At 43.0% G+C, this 17967-nt stretch carries 12 protein-coding genes and 2 pseudogenes; 10 read left to right on the top strand and 4 right to left on the bottom strand.

Features of this window, described 5'->3' with window-relative positions; all coding sequences use genetic code 11:
- Nucleotides 1-209 precede the first annotated feature (209 nt).
- On the bottom strand, nucleotides 210-1832 hold the full coding sequence (locus MSBRW_RS00860) for a methylamine methyltransferase corrinoid protein reductive activase (protein ID WP_011305866.1): 1623 nt from the start codon (nucleotides 1830-1832) through the stop codon (nucleotides 210-212).
- Nucleotides 1833-2791: 959 nt separating this feature from the next.
- Here MSBRW_RS00860 and mtbA point away from each other — a divergent pair.
- The 8 genes and pseudogenes from mtbA (at nucleotide 2792) to MSBRW_RS00810 (ending at nucleotide 11899) form a co-directional block, all read left to right on the top strand.
- The gene (gene mtbA, locus MSBRW_RS00855; protein ID WP_011305867.1) at nucleotides 2792-3811 is read left to right on the top strand and encodes a methylcobamide:CoM methyltransferase MtbA; all 1020 of its coding nucleotides are present in this window, start codon (nucleotides 2792-2794) and stop codon (nucleotides 3809-3811) included.
- A 1020-nt stretch (nucleotides 3812-4831) separates the two neighbouring features.
- Nucleotides 4832-5485 (top strand): methyltransferase cognate corrinoid protein, encoded by a 654-nt coding sequence (locus MSBRW_RS00850; protein WP_011305868.1) that lies wholly within the window; start codon nucleotides 4832-4834, stop codon nucleotides 5483-5485.
- Nucleotides 5486-5504: 19 nt separating this feature from the next.
- Nucleotides 5505-6881 (top strand): annotated as a pseudogene (locus MSBRW_RS20645) (monomethylamine:corrinoid methyltransferase).
- A 760-nt stretch (nucleotides 6882-7641) separates the two neighbouring features.
- Complete coding sequence (locus MSBRW_RS00835) at nucleotides 7642-8295, top strand: methyltransferase cognate corrinoid protein (RefSeq protein WP_011305870.1); 654 nt, start codon at nucleotides 7642-7644, stop codon at nucleotides 8293-8295.
- A 19-nt stretch (nucleotides 8296-8314) separates the two neighbouring features.
- Nucleotides 8315-9691, top strand: a pseudogene (locus MSBRW_RS20640) (monomethylamine:corrinoid methyltransferase).
- A gap of 298 nt (nucleotides 9692-9989) precedes the next feature.
- Nucleotides 9990-11393, top strand: a complete 1404-nt coding sequence (locus tag MSBRW_RS00820) for an APC family permease (RefSeq protein ID WP_011305871.1) — start codon at nucleotides 9990-9992, stop codon at nucleotides 11391-11393.
- Nucleotides 11380-11649 carry a hypothetical protein gene (locus tag MSBRW_RS00815; protein WP_011305872.1) on the top strand — a complete coding sequence of 90 codons (270 nt, stop codon included), beginning with the start codon at nucleotides 11380-11382 and terminating at the stop codon, nucleotides 11647-11649. The genes MSBRW_RS00820 and MSBRW_RS00815 overlap by 14 nt, the downstream gene beginning before the upstream one ends.
- 13 nt (nucleotides 11650-11662) lie before the next feature.
- Nucleotides 11663-11899: an efflux RND transporter permease subunit gene (locus MSBRW_RS00810; protein ID WP_011305873.1), complete on the top strand. Its 237-nt coding sequence runs from the start codon at nucleotides 11663-11665 to the stop codon at nucleotides 11897-11899.
- Between the two features lie 654 nt (nucleotides 11900-12553).
- Here the strand turns inward: MSBRW_RS00810 and MSBRW_RS00805 are convergent.
- From MSBRW_RS00805 to MSBRW_RS00795, 3 genes are all read right to left on the bottom strand, one after another.
- Nucleotides 12554-13576: an AAA family ATPase gene (locus MSBRW_RS00805; RefSeq protein WP_011305874.1), complete on the bottom strand. Its 1023-nt coding sequence runs from the start codon at nucleotides 13574-13576 to the stop codon at nucleotides 12554-12556.
- Between the two features lie 69 nt (nucleotides 13577-13645).
- Nucleotides 13646-15346 (bottom strand): preprotein translocase subunit SecD, encoded by a 1701-nt coding sequence (locus MSBRW_RS00800; RefSeq protein WP_011305875.1) that lies wholly within the window; start codon nucleotides 15344-15346, stop codon nucleotides 13646-13648.
- Nucleotides 15343-16251: a protein translocase subunit SecF gene (locus MSBRW_RS00795; RefSeq protein ID WP_011305876.1), complete on the bottom strand. Its 909-nt coding sequence runs from the start codon at nucleotides 16249-16251 to the stop codon at nucleotides 15343-15345. Before MSBRW_RS00795 ends, MSBRW_RS00800 begins: the two co-directional genes overlap by 4 nt.
- A gap of 469 nt (nucleotides 16252-16720) precedes the next feature.
- On the opposite strand from MSBRW_RS00795, the gene MSBRW_RS00790 reads away from it, so the two are divergent.
- Both MSBRW_RS00790 and MSBRW_RS00785 read left to right on the top strand, forming a co-directional pair.
- Nucleotides 16721-17200, top strand: coding sequence for a deoxycytidylate deaminase (locus MSBRW_RS00790; RefSeq protein ID WP_011305877.1), 480 nt, complete (start codon nucleotides 16721-16723; stop codon nucleotides 17198-17200).
- Nucleotides 17201-17468: 268 nt separating this feature from the next.
- Nucleotides 17469-17792 carry a cupin domain-containing protein gene (locus MSBRW_RS00785; protein ID WP_011305878.1) on the top strand — a complete coding sequence of 108 codons (324 nt, stop codon included), beginning with the start codon at nucleotides 17469-17471 and terminating at the stop codon, nucleotides 17790-17792.
- Nucleotides 17793-17967: the final 175 nt, after the last annotated feature.

Below are 17967 nucleotides of genomic sequence, written 5' to 3'. Positions count from 1 at the left end.
GATCACAACCTTTTTCAAAAAGGTTTGACCGAAAACTAACTCCAGCAACAACGTGATCGGCGTGACCAAACGGCGCAACGATTGCGGGTCAATGGTTGCGCTCAAGAGAGTTGATTTATGGCGTAGAATAATCTTTTGCCTCATATGCGCCAAGTGAAGAGAAGGTGAAAAGTAAGAAAAATTAGCGGGAATATAATTCCCACCATATGTTATTTCGCTGTGATTTTCAGTTTCGTTATATCGATAGCATCTTCAGGGCAGACGCTGACACAGCGGCGGCAACTTGTACCAAGACATTTCTGGCTGTCGTATTTTGCGATTCTATGGCCATCTATTTCTACGATTTCAAGAGCAGTTTCAGGGCATTCTTTTACACATTTTTTGCAGTAGACGCACTTTTCCACCGGGACTTCAAGGATTATGCCAATTTCTTTGAGGATGGAAAGCCCACCTGACCCGACCTCTTCTATGTCTTTGACGACTCGCTTTTCGATGTTTACATGTTCGAGAGTTTTTGGGAGGGGAGGCAGGCCGTAGAGCTCAAGCATCTGGTCATACGTCTCAAGGGGCATACCCTGGGTCCAGTAGGAAAGCTCGCAGAGGTAGAAGTTATTGAAAGTTTCACTGGTTGCCATCATGAGGTGGTCGGCAGTAATTTTCTTTGCAATCGCAATTACGTCATCCAGCCTGGACTCTTCCAGCACAAGTTCCCGGGCAAGCGCAAGCGAGGTATTTCCGAACTGAACAATTTTTTTTGCATAACCCGGTGCTGCTCCGAGCCTGCGGGCGTCCTCAGCGTCCACATAGGCACCAGAGGCTCCTGACATATATGCATACTCAAGGTCTTCGTACTTGATTCCAGATTCAACGATCAGGGTCATATGGGCAGCCCGGATTGCCCCGATAGCTTTTCCGGCTTCTTCAACATCCTTCTCAGTGATCTCAATCCCAGGACCCAGAATCAGTTTTCCATTCGGAAGTTTAGGAAATTTTTCAATCATACCGCTTCTCAGTGCCAGGGCAAAAGCCGAAATAACTCCTGTGCCTGTGATTCCGACGGCTTCGAATCCGTAGGACTCCTTTATCTCCCCTGTAACCGGATCGATAAGATAAGCGTTCTGTTTTTCCATTTCCCTGTCAAGAACTATAATTCTCCAGTACTGTCCTTCAGGTTTTACATCGCAGATCGCGCCCGGGCTTGCGAGCATGCCTGAACTTATACCCTGTCCTTCAATCGCAGGTCCTGCTGCTGCGCTTGCAGTGATAATTCGATCCCCGATTTTCAGAGCCATCTCGGCGTTTGTCCCGTAATCCGTGACAAGTGAAGGTTCGGGCTGGATAAGAAAATCGGTTTCAAGCATCATAGCCAGGGCGTCAGCTCCAATCTCGTGCTTGATTGCAGGGGGTACGATAATTTCACAGTTAGGCAGGTCATTTTCCCCGAAAATTTCCGACGCAGGAAACACACGGGCATCTCGTTTCACATTCCGGACTCCAAGCATCTTCTGCTTGTTTTCCCCTGCATAAGCAAGATCCCTTATTTCAGTATTCTGGAAAAGGGAAAGCTGGATAGGGTTTCCACAAACTGCAAGCCGTTCAACCCTGGAAAGGTCAACATCGAACCGCAGGAACATCCTTCTGATGGTCTCGATAATTACCTCATGAGCCACATCTTCACCTGTTGTGATTGCAAAGTCCAGGTGATCCATGACATTTCCCCCGGGGAGAGGATGACCCATGGTTATAACTGTCTTTAAGGTTTCCTTCTTTTCAAGATCAATAAGCTGGGCTCTAAAACCACTGGTGCCCAGATCAAGTGCTATTCCATACATTTTTCAGGTCCTCCTGGAACGTATAATGTTTTGAGGTGTCCGGCAGTAGGAACTACCTCATAAAAGGGTGGGATATGAGGACTGTAATTTTAGTGAAATTTCTAATTCGGCATCAATAGGGAAAGGATATAATAATTTTAGAATTCATGAATTATATAAGCTATTACTAGTACCTGGCTAGAATGTATAATAAGTAGCTCTCAAGTATTAACAATTAGCTATTAGGCTTTGTAGAGATTTTCTGCAAACCTGTGCCTTCAGGTAGAAACTCAACTAAAGTTGTTAGACGACCACGAGTTTTCTATTTCGTGAAGTGAACCCCTATAGATACGTACCAGGAATTTACAAAATATTATGACTGCAATTACTGAGTAGTTTCCTTTTTGAGTCTCCATATTGCCAGCCCAAAGCTGCCACAGCACATTACTATAAATAGTGCAATGACATGCAGGATGTCCCCATATGTGATCGTGTCTCCAAATGTCAAACTACGCAGAGAGTTAAAACGTTAGTTAAGGGACACTGGGAGTAGTCTTGAAACACCCTAAATGTCAAAGAATCATTATAAAAGTGGATATTTTTTCAGTCTTTCAACCTTCACTTTTGCAAAATCCACCATAGGTTTTTAGACTTTAATAGATAGGATTTTTTTACAGTCATCTGAAAGCCTGAGTTCCGGTTTCCCTGTTTCAGCCCCGTTTGTTAAAATTCACCATACACCAAGGGATACAAAATTATGATAAAAATAACAAATTACAGAACATTTAAAATTTTGCTTCCGATAAAATTCAATAAAACAAGTTTACTTGTTTTGAAGGATTTTTCAGCTTATTCCGGCTGTTCAATTGATAAGTTTTTATAACATAATTTTTAATTAAAGGGTATAAATACATATTTATTAAAATAGTATGTATTTTTCATAATCCTACACACCTATACAAATAAGAGAGGGATTATAAATGGCAGAATATACCCCAAAAGAAAGATTGTACCGTGCATTAAGGAAACAGCAGGTGGACAGGATGCCAGCTGTTTGTTTCACTCAGACTGCAACTGTCGAACAGATGGAAGCTTGCGGAGCCTACTGGCCAGAAGCCCATTCCGACGCAGAGAAAATGGCGACTCTCGCGGAAGCGGCACACACGGTAGTAGGTTTTGAAGCTGTGAGAGTTCCCTTTGACATCACAGCTGAAGCCGAATTTTTTGGCTGCGGAATAAAGGCTGGCGACCTGAAGCAGCAGCCGTCAGTGATCAAACCCAGTGTTAAGAACCTGGAAGATCTGGAGAAATTAAAGAATTACAACCTCAAAGAAGGAAGAATTGCAGTAGTCCTTGAAGCCGTCAAGATTCTCTCCGAAAAATACGGAAAAGAGATCCCGATTATAGGGTCCATGATAGGTCCTTTCTCTCTTGCCCAGCATATTAACGGAGATGCCTGGTTTGGAAACCTTTTCACAGGAGAAGAGATTGTCCCCGCACTTCTGGACTTCTGCTCGGACTTCAATGTAGCATATGCAAAAGCAATGGTTGAAAACGGTGCAGACACCATAGCCATCATTGACCCGACAGCAAGCTATGAGCTTATTGGTGGAGAGTTTTACGAAAAGTATGCCCTGCCCTATCAGAAGAAGATAGTTGACGCAATGAAGGAACTTGATGTGGCTACAGTGCTTCACATTTGCGGAAACACAACCAACGGCCTTGGAATTATGGACAAGACCGGAGTAAACGGGATCAGCGTAGACCAGAAAGTAGACATCAAGACCGCAACTGGTAATGTGAAAAACGCACTCATTGTTGGAAACCTTGACCCTGTAGCCGTGCTCTGGAACGGAACTCCTGAGGAAATTGCAGAAGTCTCAAAGAAGGTCCTTGACGCAGGCGTTGGGTTACTCACCGTTGGCTGCGGGACTGTCAGTATGACCCCAACAGTCAATCTCCAGAAGATGATTGAGTGCGCAAAAAGCCACACATACTAAAACTATTGCTGAATAGATTCAGATACTGAATAGATTCAGATACTGAATAGATTCAGATACTGAATATATCGAATACTAATAAACACTAGTAGTGTGTCATATTAATAGAATTTAAAAGTGGATGAGCCGGCTTTAAGCCGGCATTATTTTTAAGAATTTTCCAAAAAAATTACTTCATCAGGCTTGTTTTCCTTCATCTAATTTCACATTTGTCAAGAGAAATCATGTATTCTGCCTGCGCGTGTCAAATTATTATTTAAAGACTTCTTTTTAAAAAATTTGCAACATAGGGTTTTAAAGCAGAAGATTGCAGATACCGAAAAAGATTGCAGCGACTCCAAAGTCTAGTATTTATACTTTTTGCTTTTATATTTAATATTATTGAAAATCTGTTATTAAAAAAATATATAGCGCAGGACTTTGAAGATGGAAATTGTATATATAAAAGATGTTGCAATGGCTGGAAATACCAGTATTTATATTTTATTATTTCATGCCCAGATTTTGAATTTTAAGAGAAAAAAATAATGGAAATATAGTATTCGTTTATATAGTATAATTTTAATCTTTATTTAGGGATTGAGTCTGAATGTTCAGGACAATTCCAGGCAGTCCCAACAGGCATACTGTTGGGAAATTCGGGATATAAAGCTAATTCGACTGGGAAACAAATTTGCAGTTTCCGGCAAGTAAATTCCCCGGTAACAATGTCATAAGAGAAAAAATTATTCACAAAAGACCCGAACCTGTTCGGGTAAAATGGCAAATGACAGTGAGTAATTTTTGAACATAAATAATCAGAAAATTCGTAAAGGAACTTCCTCGCGCCTAATGGCTGAAAAATATAAGGCAGCAGGGATCTGAACCTAAAATGAGAACCCCATGCAAATGCTCTTTTTTAGCTAGCGGAGCCTGGGTCTGTGTTCAAGCATAAAGCCTTTGCGAGAAAATGACTCTGGAGACATTTTACTGCCTAACGACACTGCACAGAACTACGAATCTCAGTGGAGGTTTACAAAAATGGCAAACCAGGAAATATTTGACAAGTTACGCGACGCAATCGTAAATCAAAACATTGCAGGTACTGCACAGCTATGCAAGGAGGCCCTTGATGCAGGAATTCCGGCACTTGATATTATTACAAAGGGTCTTTCCGTTGGAATGAAAATTGTCGGTGACAAGTTCGAAGCCGCCGAGATTTTCCTGCCTCAGATCATGATGTCTGGAAAAGCGATGAGTAATGCAATGGAAGTCCTTACCCCTGAACTTGAAAAGACCAAGAAAGAAGGAGAAGAAGCAGGACTCGCCATCACCTTTGTTGCAGAAGGGGATATCCACGACATTGGTCACAGGCTTGTTACCACAATGCTTGGAGCAAATGGGTTCCAGATCGTTGACCTGGGAGTTGATGTGCTTAATGAAAACGTCGTAGAAGAAGCTGCAAAGCACAAAGGAGATAAAGTCCTCTTAGTAGGCTCTGCCCTTATGACCACCTCCATGCTCGGCCAGAAAGACCTTATGGACAGGCTCAATGAAGAAAAACTCAGGGACGATGTAAAGTGCATGTTCGGAGGAGCACCAGTATCTGATAAATGGATCGAAGAAATCGGAGCTGATGCAACTGCAGAAAACGCTGCAGAAGCCGCAAAAGTCGCACTAGAGGTTATGAAATAATCCTGGGAGGTAAAAGACAATGACATTTAGAAAATCATTTGACTGCTATGACTTTTATGACAGGGCTAAAGTAGGAGAAAAGTGCACCCAGGACGACTGGGACCTCATGAAGATCCCAATGAAAGCAATGGAACTCAAGCAGAAGTATGGGCTTGACTTCAAGGGAGAGTTTATCCCGACAGACAAGGATATGATGGAAAAACTCTTCAAGGCCGGCTTTGAGATGCTACTTGAGTGCGGAATTTACTGTACCGACACCCACAGAATCGTAAAGTACACAGAAGACGAAATCTGGGATGCAATTAACAATGTGCAGAAGGAATTTGTGCTCGGTACAGGCAGGGATGCCGTTAATGTAAAGAAGAGAAGTGTTGGTGACAAGGCAAAGCCAATCGTACAGGGTGGGCCTACAGGTTCTCCAATTTCCGAAGATGTGTTTATGCCTGTTCACATGAGCTATGCCCTGGAAAAGGAAGTAGACACGATTGTTAACGGTGTAATGACCTCTGTACGTGGAAAAGCTCCTGTTCCAAAAAGTCCTTATGAGGTCCTTGCTGCAAAGACCGAAACAAGGCTAATTAAGAATGCTTGCGCTATGGCTGGTAGGCCTGGCATGGGTGTCTAGGGCCCAGAGACCTCCCTGTCCGCTCAGGGAAATATTTCCGCTGACTGCGCCGGCGGAATGACCTGCACGGACAGCCACGAGGTCTCGCAACTAAACGAACTCAAGATCGACCTGGACGCAATTTCAGTTATTGCTCACTACAAAGGGAACAGCGACATCATAATGGACGAACAGATGCCGATCTTTGGTGGGTATGCAGGCGGAATTGAAGAAACAACAATTGTAGATGTTGCAACCCACATCAATGCCGTGATCATGAGCAGCGCAAGCTGGCACCTTGACGGCCCTGTCCACATCCGCTGGGGTTCAACAAACACCAGAGAGACATTGACGATTGCAGGCTGGGCATGTGCAACAATTTCCGAATTTACGGACATACTGTCAGGTAACCAGTACTACCCATGTGCAGGCCCATGCACTGAGATGTGCCTGCTCGAAGCTTCAGCCCAATCCATTACTGACACCGCTTCAGGCAGAGAAATCCTCTCCGGTGTCGCATCCGCAAAGGGTGTCGTTACCGACAAGACCACAGGTATGGAAGCAAGAATGATGGGAGAAGTAGCAAGGGCAACGGCAGGTGTGGAAATCTCAGAAGTAAATGTGATACTCGACAAGCTTGTAGCACTCTACGAGAAGAATTACGCAAGCGCACCAGCAGGAAAGACCTTCCAGGAATGCTACGACGTAAAGACCGTAACACCAACTGAAGAGTACATGCAGGTCTACGACGGAGCAAGAAAGAAGCTCGAAGACCTGGGACTTGTATTCTAAGCCGAAAGTTTCACCCAAAGTTTACTGATGGAACCAACGCCAGCGAGTTTTTCGCTGGCTAATTTTTTTTAGAATTTTAGGCGAAATAATTATACGAGTACTTCAAGACTTATACAGAAATATTTCACACATAGGGAAGCGGGTATAATTATTTGGGGTATAAAAGGGGATAACAAAATAGAGACCCGGACTGTCATCAATTACGGTTTTCAGAATTCTCTACCCTTTACATCTTTGGACAATTGAATATCTTTTTTCAGTTATTAATTCCAGCCCTTTTTAATTAATTGGAATTTCAATATGATTAAAAATTCTCATGGCTTAGGCTTTATCCATTTAGCCTGTCAAAACTCATTTGCATTTCAAATTTATAGATGACAAGTAAGTACCTATCTTTTTCGAAAAAACCTCATGGGTTAGGCTAAATAGATCAAGGTATATGAAAATATGGCACAATGTCAGGAGAAAAGAAATTATTCACAACAAGTCCGAATCTGTTCGGGTAAAATGGCAAATGGCAGTGAATAATTTCGATTATAGACAATTCGAAAATTCGTGAAGGTATCCCCTTGCACCTAATGAAATATAAGGCGTCAGGGATCTGGATTATAAAATGAGAACCCCATGCAAATGCTCTTTTTTAGCTAGCAGAGCCTGGTCTGGTGTTCAAGCATGAAACCTTTGCGGAGAAGTTGTCTGGTACATTGTACTGCCCAACTATATTGCACAGAACTGTGAATTTCAGTGGAGGTTTACAAAAATGGCAAACCAGGAAATATTTGACAAGTTACGCGACGCGATCGTAAATCAAAACGTTGCAGGCATTGCGCAACTAACCCAGAAAGCCCTCGATGCAGGAATTCCGGCACTTGATATTATTACAAAGGGTCTTTCCGTTGGAATGAAAATTGTCGGTGACAAGTTCGAAGCCGCTGAGGTATTTCTGCCCCAGATTATGATGTCTGCAAAAGCAATGAACAATGCAATGGAACTTCTCACCCCCGAACTTGAAAAGAACAAAAAGGAAGGAGAAGAAACAGGTCTTGCAATCACTTTTGTTGCAGAAGGAGACATTCACGACATTGGTCACAGGCTTGTTACCACCATGCTCGGGGCAAACGGGTTCCAGATTCTTGACCTCGGGATTGACGTTCTTAATGAAACCATTGTAGAAGAAGCTGCAAAGCACAAGGGAGAAAAAGTCCTCTTAGTAGGCTCTGCCCTTATGACCACCTCCATGCTTGGCCAGAAAGACCTTATGGACAGGCTCAATGAAGAAAAACTCAGAGACAATGTAAAGTGCATGTTCGGAGGAGCACCAGTATCTGATAAATGGATCGAAGAAATCGGAGCTGATGCAACTGCAGAAAACGCTGCAGAAGCCGCAAAAGTAGCACTTGAAGTTATGAAATAATCCTGGGAGGCAAAAGACAATGACATTTAGAAAATCATTTGACTGCTATGACTTTTATGACAGGGCTAAAGTAGGAGAAAAGTGCACCCAGGACGACTGGGACCTCATGAAGATCCCAATGAAAGCAATGGAACTCAAGCAGAAGTATGGGCTTGACTTCAAGGGAGAGTTTATCCCGACAGACAAGGATATGATGGAAAAACTCTTCAAGGCTGGCTTTGAGATGCTACTTGAGTGCGGAATTTACTGTACCGATACCCACAGAATCGTAAAGTACACAGAAGACGAAATCTGGGATGCAATTAACAATGTGCAGAAGGAATTTGTGCTCGGTACAGGCAGGGATGCCGTTAATGTAAAGAAGAGAAGTGTTGGTGACAAGGCAAAGCCAATCGTACAGGGTGGGCCTACAGGTTCTCCAATTTCCGAAGATGTGTTTATGCCTGTTCACATGAGCTATGCCCTGGAAAAGGAAGTAGACACGATTGTTAACGGTGTAATGACCTCTGTACGTGGAAAAGCTCCTGTTCCAAAAAGTCCTTATGAGGTCCTTGCTGCAAAGACCGAAACAAGGCTAATTAAGAATGCTTGCGCCATGGCTGGTAGGCCTGGCATGGGTGTCTAGGGCCCAGAGACCTCCCTGTCCGCTCAGGGAAATATTTCCGCTGACTGCGCCGGCGGAATGACCTGCACGGACAGCCACGAGGTCTCGCAACTAAACGAACTCAAGATCGACCTGGACGCAATTTCAGTTATTGCTCACTACAAAGGGAACAGCGACATCATAATGGACGAACAGATGCCGATCTTTGGTGGGTATGCAGGCGGAATTGAAGAAACAACAATTGTAGATGTTGCAACCCACATCAATGCCGTGATCATGAGCAGCGCAAGCTGGCACCTTGACGGCCCTGTCCACATCCGCTGGGGTTCAACAAACACCAGAGAGACATTGACGATTGCAGGCTGGGCATGTGCAACAATTTCCGAATTTACGGACATACTGTCAGGTAACCAGTACTACCCATGTGCAGGCCCATGCACTGAGATGTGCCTGCTCGAAGCTTCAGCCCAATCCATTACTGACACCGCTTCAGGCAGAGAAATCCTCTCCGGTGTCGCATCCGCAAAGGGTGTCGTTACCGACAAGACCACAGGTATGGAAGCAAGAATGATGGGAGAAGTAGCAAGGGCAACGGCAGGTGTGGAAATCTCAGAAGTAAATGTGATACTCGACAAGCTTGTAGCACTCTATGAGAAGAATTACGCAAGCGCACCAGCAGGAAAGACCTTCCAGGAATGCTACGACGTAAAGACCGTAACACCAACTGAAGAGTACATGCAGGTCTACGACGGAGCAAGAAAGAAGCTCGAAGACCTGGGACTTGTATTCTAAGCCAAAAGTCCAGAGCCTGAAATATATACTGAAGAAAACAAAAAGCCAGCGGGTTAGCTCGCTGGCTAATTTTTTTAACAATATCCAGGCGAAACAATTATAAAGACATGTTACAAATGCTAAGGATTTTTTGAAAAACAACTGAAAAAATATAGTAATTTAGTATTAAAAAAGAAGGGGATATTAAAATGGATATCTGGACTCTAATAAACGGAATTATATATCTCCTGGCTTTCGGGTTGATGGGCTGGGTCTTACTGGATGCAAGTAAGGTTTCAAAAAGAAGAGGCTGATAGGCATGTCTGAACATGAGTCTGCCAGCTTAGTGAAAACTCTGAGGCCTTTCCATGTATGGGCTCTAGGAGTTGGTATCGTGCTGGTCGGAGAATACATGGGCTGGAACTTTACCGTTGCAAAAGGAGGCGTTCTAGGGTCTTTGCTTGCCATGCTGGTTGCAGGAACAATGTATGTCATAATTTCTCTCTGTGCTAGTGAACTTGGGTCAGCAACCAAACTTGCAGGAGGGCCTTATGACTGGGCAAGATTATTTATCGGGCCCGGGGCAGCTGCCAGCGTGGGACTTGCGGTATATATGGAGTACATAGCCCTTGAAGCAGCAGATGCTATTGTTGTTGCATCCATTTCGCAGAGTATCTTCCCGGAGCTACAGGTTTATCCGGTAACTCTGCTTGTTATTGCACTTCTGACTTTCATTAATTACCGTGGCGTTGTTGCAGCATTGACTCTGAACTTTGTTCTAACCATGATCGCTTTCATTGCAATATTGGCCTTCTTCTTTTCAACTGCCTTTGGAATAGGGGATATTCACCCTGAGTACCTTTTACAGGGCGCTCTACCAAACGGCATGATAGGACTCTTTGCAGCTTTACAATTCGGTCCATGGTTCTACTTAGGGATAGAAGGAGCAGCAATGTGCGCAGAAGAGTGCAAACACCCATCAAGGGCAGTACCTCTTGGACAGCAAGCTGGGATGATTACTCTGCTCATAGGAGCGGCAATGACCCTCTACTTATGTTCAGTACTGATCCCTGCCGATCTACTTGGAGTTTCAGTGTATCCGCTTTTTGAGGCTGCACAGAACAGTGGGATCTTTATCTTTGTTGCCCTGCTAGGGCTTGGAACATTTCTGACATGTGTTGCCAGTGCAAACGGCTGCGTTTGTGACTCCTCACGCTCCTGGTTTGCTCTCTCAAGAGACAATTACGTGTCATCCTGGTTCTCAGCAGTGCATCCGAAGTATAACACTCCATACAGAGCAGTAATCTTCACGGTGCCGGTTGCAATCGGCTTTGCATTCAGTGGCTATCTTGACCAGGTAATTACCTTCTCAATTGTTTCGGGGCTGCTCTGCTACGTGTTGATTCCTTTCTCCCTGATACGCTTCAGGAAACTCTTCCCGGAGACCACAAGTAAAGTCAGACCTTTTGTGGGCCCTCTTCAGCCATATATTGCCTACTTTGCGATTGCAATTGCAATTACGATTCTTTCAACGCTGTTCTGGGGCTACAAGTACAACCTGATCTTCGCCTTTGTATTCTACGGTATTGCGTACTTCTATTTCAGCCACAAACACAAGAAATCAAACATTGAAAATAACTGGGCTGAAATGGGCTGGCCCTTACCCAAAGGCTCGGGAAATAAAAGGATCAAGAAGGAGGCGACGGGCATTGGAGACGAATGATCAGGCACTGGAAAGCAAATATCACAGCAAACTTACCGGAGATACGGCTCTTGTCGTAGGAATGCTTGCTTTGCTCATATGCGTGGAAGGATTTATAGCATACAGGATTCTCTCCGAGACATGGGAGATTGCTTCAGGTTTCTTCTACCTCTACGTAATCTTCATAGGACTGATCATTTTGATCGAGACTATAGGGTGCCTGAAGGTAAGAGAATCAATCAAAACCCACATGTTCGAGTTCAAATATTATGATTGAGGAGACAGGAGTAATGGCAGAAAAGAGCATTATTGCAGAAGTCTTTGACATTTTATTTATCTTCGTTCTTGCCTTTGCCTGTGTGGTAATTCCTACAGAACTCCAGGGAGCAGTACTCGTTTCCTGGGAAGAAGGAGGATCTGGGATAGGCTTTGTCTGGGACCCTGTTGGTTTCTTCGGCCTCTTGCTGGTAATAGTTGCTTTCTTTGTTGTGATTCTGTATCACTCAGTAAAGCACTATAAATACTGAAAAAAGAAAGAGTACTTAATAGAATGACTGCCTGAAGGAACAGTTCAGGCAGACAATCTTTTTTTTAAAGACATTCTTTTTTTAAAATTAAGGCAGAATATTATCATTTTCAAGAGTACTGCAGGATTCAATTCTGCCATATGAGCATGATCTCCCTGAAAAGAGGGAGTTCTTCAGGGAGTAATGGAGGGATTTATTTGTGGATTTATTTGTGGATTTTCGAAAAGGCCCGATCTAGCATACACCCAAGGAAGTCCAGGCTCTGAACCATCTTCAGGAAGTACAGCACATTACTCTGGATGTCCTGAACTCCAAGGTTCATATCTCGTTTAAAAAATGTAACGGAGCCCCTTAACTCCTTAGAAGCTTGAGATTCTGGCCTATCTACAATAAAAAATAAAAGCTAATTGTATATATAGTTTACTATGATAATTTTGATTTAATGGTTAAAATATAAATAGTTTTTTATTATTGAATAACTCTAGAGAGAAGCATATATATAGTATATTAAAAAGAGGGCAGAAAAGTAGAGAGATAAGATGCATTCGGGATCCAAAAATAAATAGAGGGCCGAGCTCCCACAGACATATAAGAAATAAAAAGAAGGTAGTAAAAAGGCAGCGAAAGAAGACAGAAGGAAAACGACTCTAAAAATTAGGAAAGAGAAGAGATCAGTTTCTCAAGCTGAATTTTCTCATTGGCAGCATCCTTAAGACGGGCATCGACTTCGGAAATTTTCACAATAATCCGAGCAATGTCTGTATCCGTTTCTCCCGAATCTGCGAGAGCTTCGGAAAGCCCTTCAAGAATCTCAACCCCTAAAAGCCCTTTCCCAACTATCATCTCATCGAGGAGCTTCCTTCCTCGAGGAAAATCTCCAGCAAGAGCCGCAGAAAGCAAATTGTCAATATTTTCATCCCTGCCCAGAGTAGCCTCATACACCATCTCTTCAGTAATGACTGAACCATGTGCAACTAAAGAAGCAAGCTGTAGAGTCTGCACCGCCTTTGCAACATTTCCCTTTGCAGAATAAAGGATTGCATCAAATGCACCTTCCGAAAGCTGCAACTTTTCAGCACATCCGATTTTCTTAAGATGAGTTTTCAAAACCGAGTCTGGAACATATGTGAAAAAAATTTGAAGACCTCTTGAGCGAAGCGGAGCAATAAGTTTGGAAGGTTTGGTAGTGGAAAGAATAAACCTGCATGTTGCACTGTACTTTTCCATAATTCGCCTTAGAGCATGTTGCGCATCAGAATTCAGGGACTCAGCATTGTCAATATAAATCAATTTATAATCGGCATCAAGCGAAGCTATTCCAGCATACTCATTGATAATTTCCTTGAAAATATCGATTACACTTTTATAGATTTTCTTTGGGTCATCGGTGCCCAGAAAACGCACGAAACGCTTGTCTCGGACGAGATAGCGCTTTCCCTGGTCAAAAAAATCAGAAGCATTGAAGTATGCAAAATTGTTTTTCCAGGTACGCCCATAGAGTTGTCTGGCAAGAGCAAGAGCTGCTGTTGTTTTTCCGGAATTTTCAGGGCCGTAGAAAATAAGATGGGGAAGAGTCCCGGACTGGGCAAGTTCGGAAAGCGTAGCTACAGCATGCTCGTTTCCAAGCATTTCCTTCAGGGTACCTGCCCTGTATTTTAAAGTCCAGAGATCCTGCATACACTCCACCTTGATTTTTGACTCCTTGATACCAATCGACCTCAAAGAACTTTACTTTTCGCTCGATACTTATTCAGTTATACTTGCGGTTCCGTTTTCATCTACGTGCAGAAGTTCCTTGATTACTATACCATAAACCGGCCTGGCGATAATCACACCAATTAAGACACCAATGATGGTAGTAATTGCAAAGCCCTTCAAAGTACCAAAGCCCATTACGACCAGAGGGGACAGGGCAATTATGTTTGTAGTGGCTGCCCCTAAAATGATTGTAAAAGCCTTTGTTATCCTGGACTTAAAGACCCTTGTTGGAGGGAGTTTGCCTTCAGCAAGCACCTCGTCTGTGATAATCACAAGGTGGTCAATCCCAGTACCTATGGTAGCTATAACACCTGCAATTGATGCTAGGTCAAGCTGCCATCCTATCAGTGCTGCAACTCCGAGGATCATGATAACTTCACTGGCAGAAGTTCCGACCATAGGTATCAGGATTTCAGACCTTCTGTACTTGAAGTAAACCACAGCTGCCACCCCAATAAGGGAAATCAAACCTATAATCAGAGCTGCACTTTTGAACTGCGCTCCGAGACCTGCGTCCACATGTCCTGAACCTACAAGTTCTACATTGACAGGAAGAGCCCCTGCTCGAAGGTGAACCTGAAGTGCTTTAGCTTCGGTTTTTGCAGCATCATCTGTACCCGTGGAAGCTTCCCAAGAATATATAGGAGCGTCTCGCAGTTTTTCAGCTGCAGAATAACTCAAAGGAGCTCCATAGATTTCAACTCCATCAAGGTACATCTTCAAGTAATGGGAATCCGGATCATCAATTGCTCCGGTTTCAAGTGCAACTTTCTGGAGTGTCCGAGCTCCATCATCATCCAGAGTGAAAGGAGTATGCCACTGTTCATCATGGAAGCTTGGGACCCCCACACTTACAATTGAATCGCCGTAAAGGACATGTTCGGTTTCATTTCCAGTTGTCTGAATCCGAATCTCAAACTTTCCAGGTTTTTCAGCTATTTCTTTGGCAGTTGCCAAGTCAATGCCTGCAAAATCAATAAGGATGTATTTGTCCCCTACGGTTCTTACAGGAATATCTTTGATACCCAGAGAGTTCAGCTTATCACTGAGGATCTCCTTTGTCAGGTCTCTGGTATCGGTGCTTACTCCTTCTTCATAAGTTGAAGTCCCATCTTCGTTCTTGTGGATCGAACCTCCAACCTTTTCTAGTAGAGACTCAAGCTGTTGTTCAGTGACTGCGGTCCTGATTTCATAGACAGTTCCGTCCTCAGTACCCTTGGCAAGTACTTCTGCATCAAGGGCTTTTGATAGGTAAGACTGGATGAGACTTTCCTTACTGGTATCAGAGATAGTTACCTGAGTTGTGCTTCCACTTAGCTTGTCCACGCTTACCGTGCCAAGATACTCAAGCTGAGATGCGCTGACAGTCCCAGATGTTGTAAAGGTGACAGATTTATTGACAGAGCCCCCAACATCAAGGTTATTTTTCGTGATCTCAATAGGGGCTCCAATTATAGGCTCTACAATTCCGCTAACTAATTTTCCGGAATCTACATCTACCTGGACAAGTGCTCCTTCCAGTTGTATCTGGAGCCAGGATCCGCCTTCCAGATCAAGACCAAAATTAAGATTAGAAGTTGTCCCTTTTCCGGGGGTATAGCCTGGGTGAATGGCCACTATAGAGCCAAGAAGGATTATAATAAAGATAATGACTCTTGGATTTTTAAGAAGGCTTTTTTTGTCGCTCATCTGTTATACCTCCCTCTGAATTCGGGTTTCATCGCATACCATCGTAAGATTCCCGTATTCAAGAGCCAGGTATTCATCATGTCTGCAATAAGTCCCGCAATCAGCACAATTGAGATCTGCGAAAGCAGAGAAATCTGTGTGAATGAAGGAATGATCACATAGGAGAAAGTCGAGACTATGTACATGGCTGCAAGCGCTGTAAGGGTTGTAGTAGTCATGGTGATACCTGTATGCATAGCCTTGGAAACTTTCTCTTTTACCATGCCCCGGCGTTTAAGTACTCTGTTTGTGAGCAGGATATCACTGTCTACAGAATAACCGATAAGCATAAGCAGAGCCGCAAGTGTTCCCAGGGAAAGTTCGATCCCTACAACCCTCATGAAAGCAGCTGCAATGGCAATATCTGAAAATGCAGAAAGTATCACTGCAAGGGAAGGAACAAAGGTCCTGAAGAGCAGGAATACCACAATTCCCATTCCTATAAAGGAAATACCTAGGGCCTGTAGAGCCTGTATCTGCAGAGTCTTGCCGTAAATAGGCCCAACTTGCTGAATCTGCACATTGGAATAGTTGTGACTCGTAATATCCTTTTCAAGCTGACGCTGCTGCTCATCATCCATGATCCCAAACTGCATGATAACCCTGCTTCCGGTTTGCCGGACATTAGTGAGAGGGTAAGAAGAATACGTATTTTCAAGTACAGCAGGAGAATCAGTCGTTTCTATCGAAATCTGAGTGCCGCCCTGGAAATCCATTCCCAGTTTTACCGGCGATCCGCTACTCACAAGAGAAACTAGCAGTATTACTAAAGAAACTGCGAGTATCGCAAGGGGGAGGGCCAGCAACTGGCGGTTGTCGTGATTTTTCACGAAGTTATCTAAAATATCGGCCAAACCTGTTGCCATAATTTAATACTCCGGATGCGTGTATCTATTATTTTATTGAACCTATCCGAACAGCTCATTACATCCAGATATATAATCCTGATGTATAATTCAGAATACGAAGTTTATAATCAGGTTTATTGAAAATCTTGAATTTACTCTGCTACTCGGGTTCAGGTAACGGGGGATAACGTTCTGGATGTTTTAATATTATAAATAAGTGTATATTATAAACAAACTTATAAACAAACTTATAAACAAACTTATAAACAAACTTATAAACAAGCTTATAAACAAGCATATTAGAAACAAATTAGCGCTATAAACAAGTTAATTTGTTTTAACTCTGTATTCTCACAGATTATATTAATTCTTCTCCTAGCAATTCTTCCTATATACCGTTAATTTATTCCACTTAAAATTAACTCTTAAAAATGGTACAGACTTTAACGTCACAGCTATATATACCAGTTACTGTTCATTAAAAATAATGACAGACAGACCTTCACTTGATGAATACTTCCTCGAAATCGCCTTCGTAGTAGGCAAACGGGCTACCTGCCTTCGAAAGAACGTAGGAGCTGTGATCGTTAAGGATAAACGCATTCTTTCAACCGGATATAACGGGGCACCCAGCGGCATGGACCACTGTCTTGAAATAGGGTGTATCAGGGATCTGGAAAAGATCCCTTCAGGTACAAGACAGGAAAAGTGCAGGGCAGTGCATGCAGAACAGAATGCAATTATCCAGGCCGCAATCCATGGGGTAAGCATAGCAGGAGCAACCATCTACTGTACACACCAGCCCTGTATCCTTTGCGCGAAAATGCTTATCAACTCGAACATCAAAAGAGTAGTATACGCAAATCTCTATCCTGACAACGATTCACTTGAGTTTTTCAGGGACGCGGGTGTGGAAGCGGAATATATACCCTTTGAGCTAAAAAGCGAGACTTCAAACGAGAACTGAGCTTACAGAATTTAAAAATCTCCTGCGCTCACTCTTGTAAAAGGATATATAAGAAATTAAAAATAACTTAACTGTTCGTAGTTCAAACTGTTTGTGGTTTAGTTATTTAAGATTTCATATAAAAGAATGTAAAAACGCATTTTGAGGGCATTTTATCTAGAAAACCAGAAAGGATCGAAAGTCTTTCATGACTGAATTTTACCACTCAAAAATTTGTCAGATGGCTAGATAGGCCATACGGACTTATGGAAAAGAGTAAGGTGAAACAATGTCAGAAGAATTAAAAGCCAGAGTATTAAGAATAGGTACTTTGATTGAATACCAAGATGGAGCTGTTGTAAGCAGAGAGATTATCCGTAAGGATACAGGGACGGTGACTATATTTGCCTTCGATAAAGGTGAGGGACTAAGCGAGCATACTGCCCCTTTTGACGCCATGGTTCAGATAATAGATGGAAAGGCAGAGATCACAATTTCTGGAAATAAAAATATTCTGGAAAAAGGGGATATGATAGTAATGCCTGCCAGCGAGCCCCATTCACTTCATGCCCTGGAAAAGTTCAAAATGGTTCTAACTATGATCCGCTCTTAATACTATTGAGTTCCACATTGCAACCAGTTGTTTTTTCATCCAGGAAAAGTTGGAACATGGAGTCAAAACCCGATACTCTCAAATCCCAATACTTTCAAGTGCTTTAAAACCGAAGTTCGGGATATTGCTTAGCCCAATATATAAGCTCTGAAGCTTTATCTTCCTTAATTCAACT

Origin of the sequence: Methanosarcina barkeri str. Wiesmoor (assembly GCF_000969985.1) — an archaeon.
Classification (GTDB): domain Archaea; phylum Halobacteriota; class Methanosarcinia; order Methanosarcinales; family Methanosarcinaceae; genus Methanosarcina; species Methanosarcina barkeri_B.
This window is presented reverse-complemented; position numbering and strand designations above follow the sequence as displayed.

What these genes read in the sequence shown, in the direction of transcription:
- MSBRW_RS00860 (WP_011305866.1), bottom strand. Translation starts at nt 1,832, where the DNA reads ATGTATGGAATAGCACTTGATCTGGGCACCAGTGGTTTTAGAGCCCAG.
- mtbA (WP_011305867.1), top strand. Translation starts at nt 2,792, where the DNA reads ATGGCAGAATATACCCCAAAAGAAAGATTGTACCGTGCATTAAGGAAA.
- MSBRW_RS00850 (WP_011305868.1), top strand. Translation starts at nt 4,832, where the DNA reads ATGGCAAACCAGGAAATATTTGACAAGTTACGCGACGCAATCGTAAAT.
- MSBRW_RS00835 (WP_011305870.1), top strand. Translation starts at nt 7,642, where the DNA reads ATGGCAAACCAGGAAATATTTGACAAGTTACGCGACGCGATCGTAAAT.
- MSBRW_RS00820 (WP_011305871.1), top strand. Translation starts at nt 9,990, where the DNA reads ATGTCTGAACATGAGTCTGCCAGCTTAGTGAAAACTCTGAGGCCTTTC.
- MSBRW_RS00810 (WP_011305873.1), top strand. Translation starts at nt 11,663, where the DNA reads ATGGCAGAAAAGAGCATTATTGCAGAAGTCTTTGACATTTTATTTATC.
- MSBRW_RS00805 (WP_011305874.1), bottom strand. Translation starts at nt 13,576, where the DNA reads ATGCAGGATCTCTGGACTTTAAAATACAGGGCAGGTACCCTGAAGGAA.
- MSBRW_RS00800 (WP_011305875.1), bottom strand. Translation starts at nt 15,346, where the DNA reads ATGAGCGACAAAAAAAGCCTTCTTAAAAATCCAAGAGTCATTATCTTT.
- MSBRW_RS00795 (WP_011305876.1), bottom strand. Translation starts at nt 16,251, where the DNA reads ATGGCAACAGGTTTGGCCGATATTTTAGATAACTTCGTGAAAAATCAC.
- MSBRW_RS00790 (WP_011305877.1), top strand. Translation starts at nt 16,721, where the DNA reads ATGACAGACAGACCTTCACTTGATGAATACTTCCTCGAAATCGCCTTC.
- MSBRW_RS00785 (WP_011305878.1), top strand. Translation starts at nt 17,469, where the DNA reads ATGTCAGAAGAATTAAAAGCCAGAGTATTAAGAATAGGTACTTTGATT.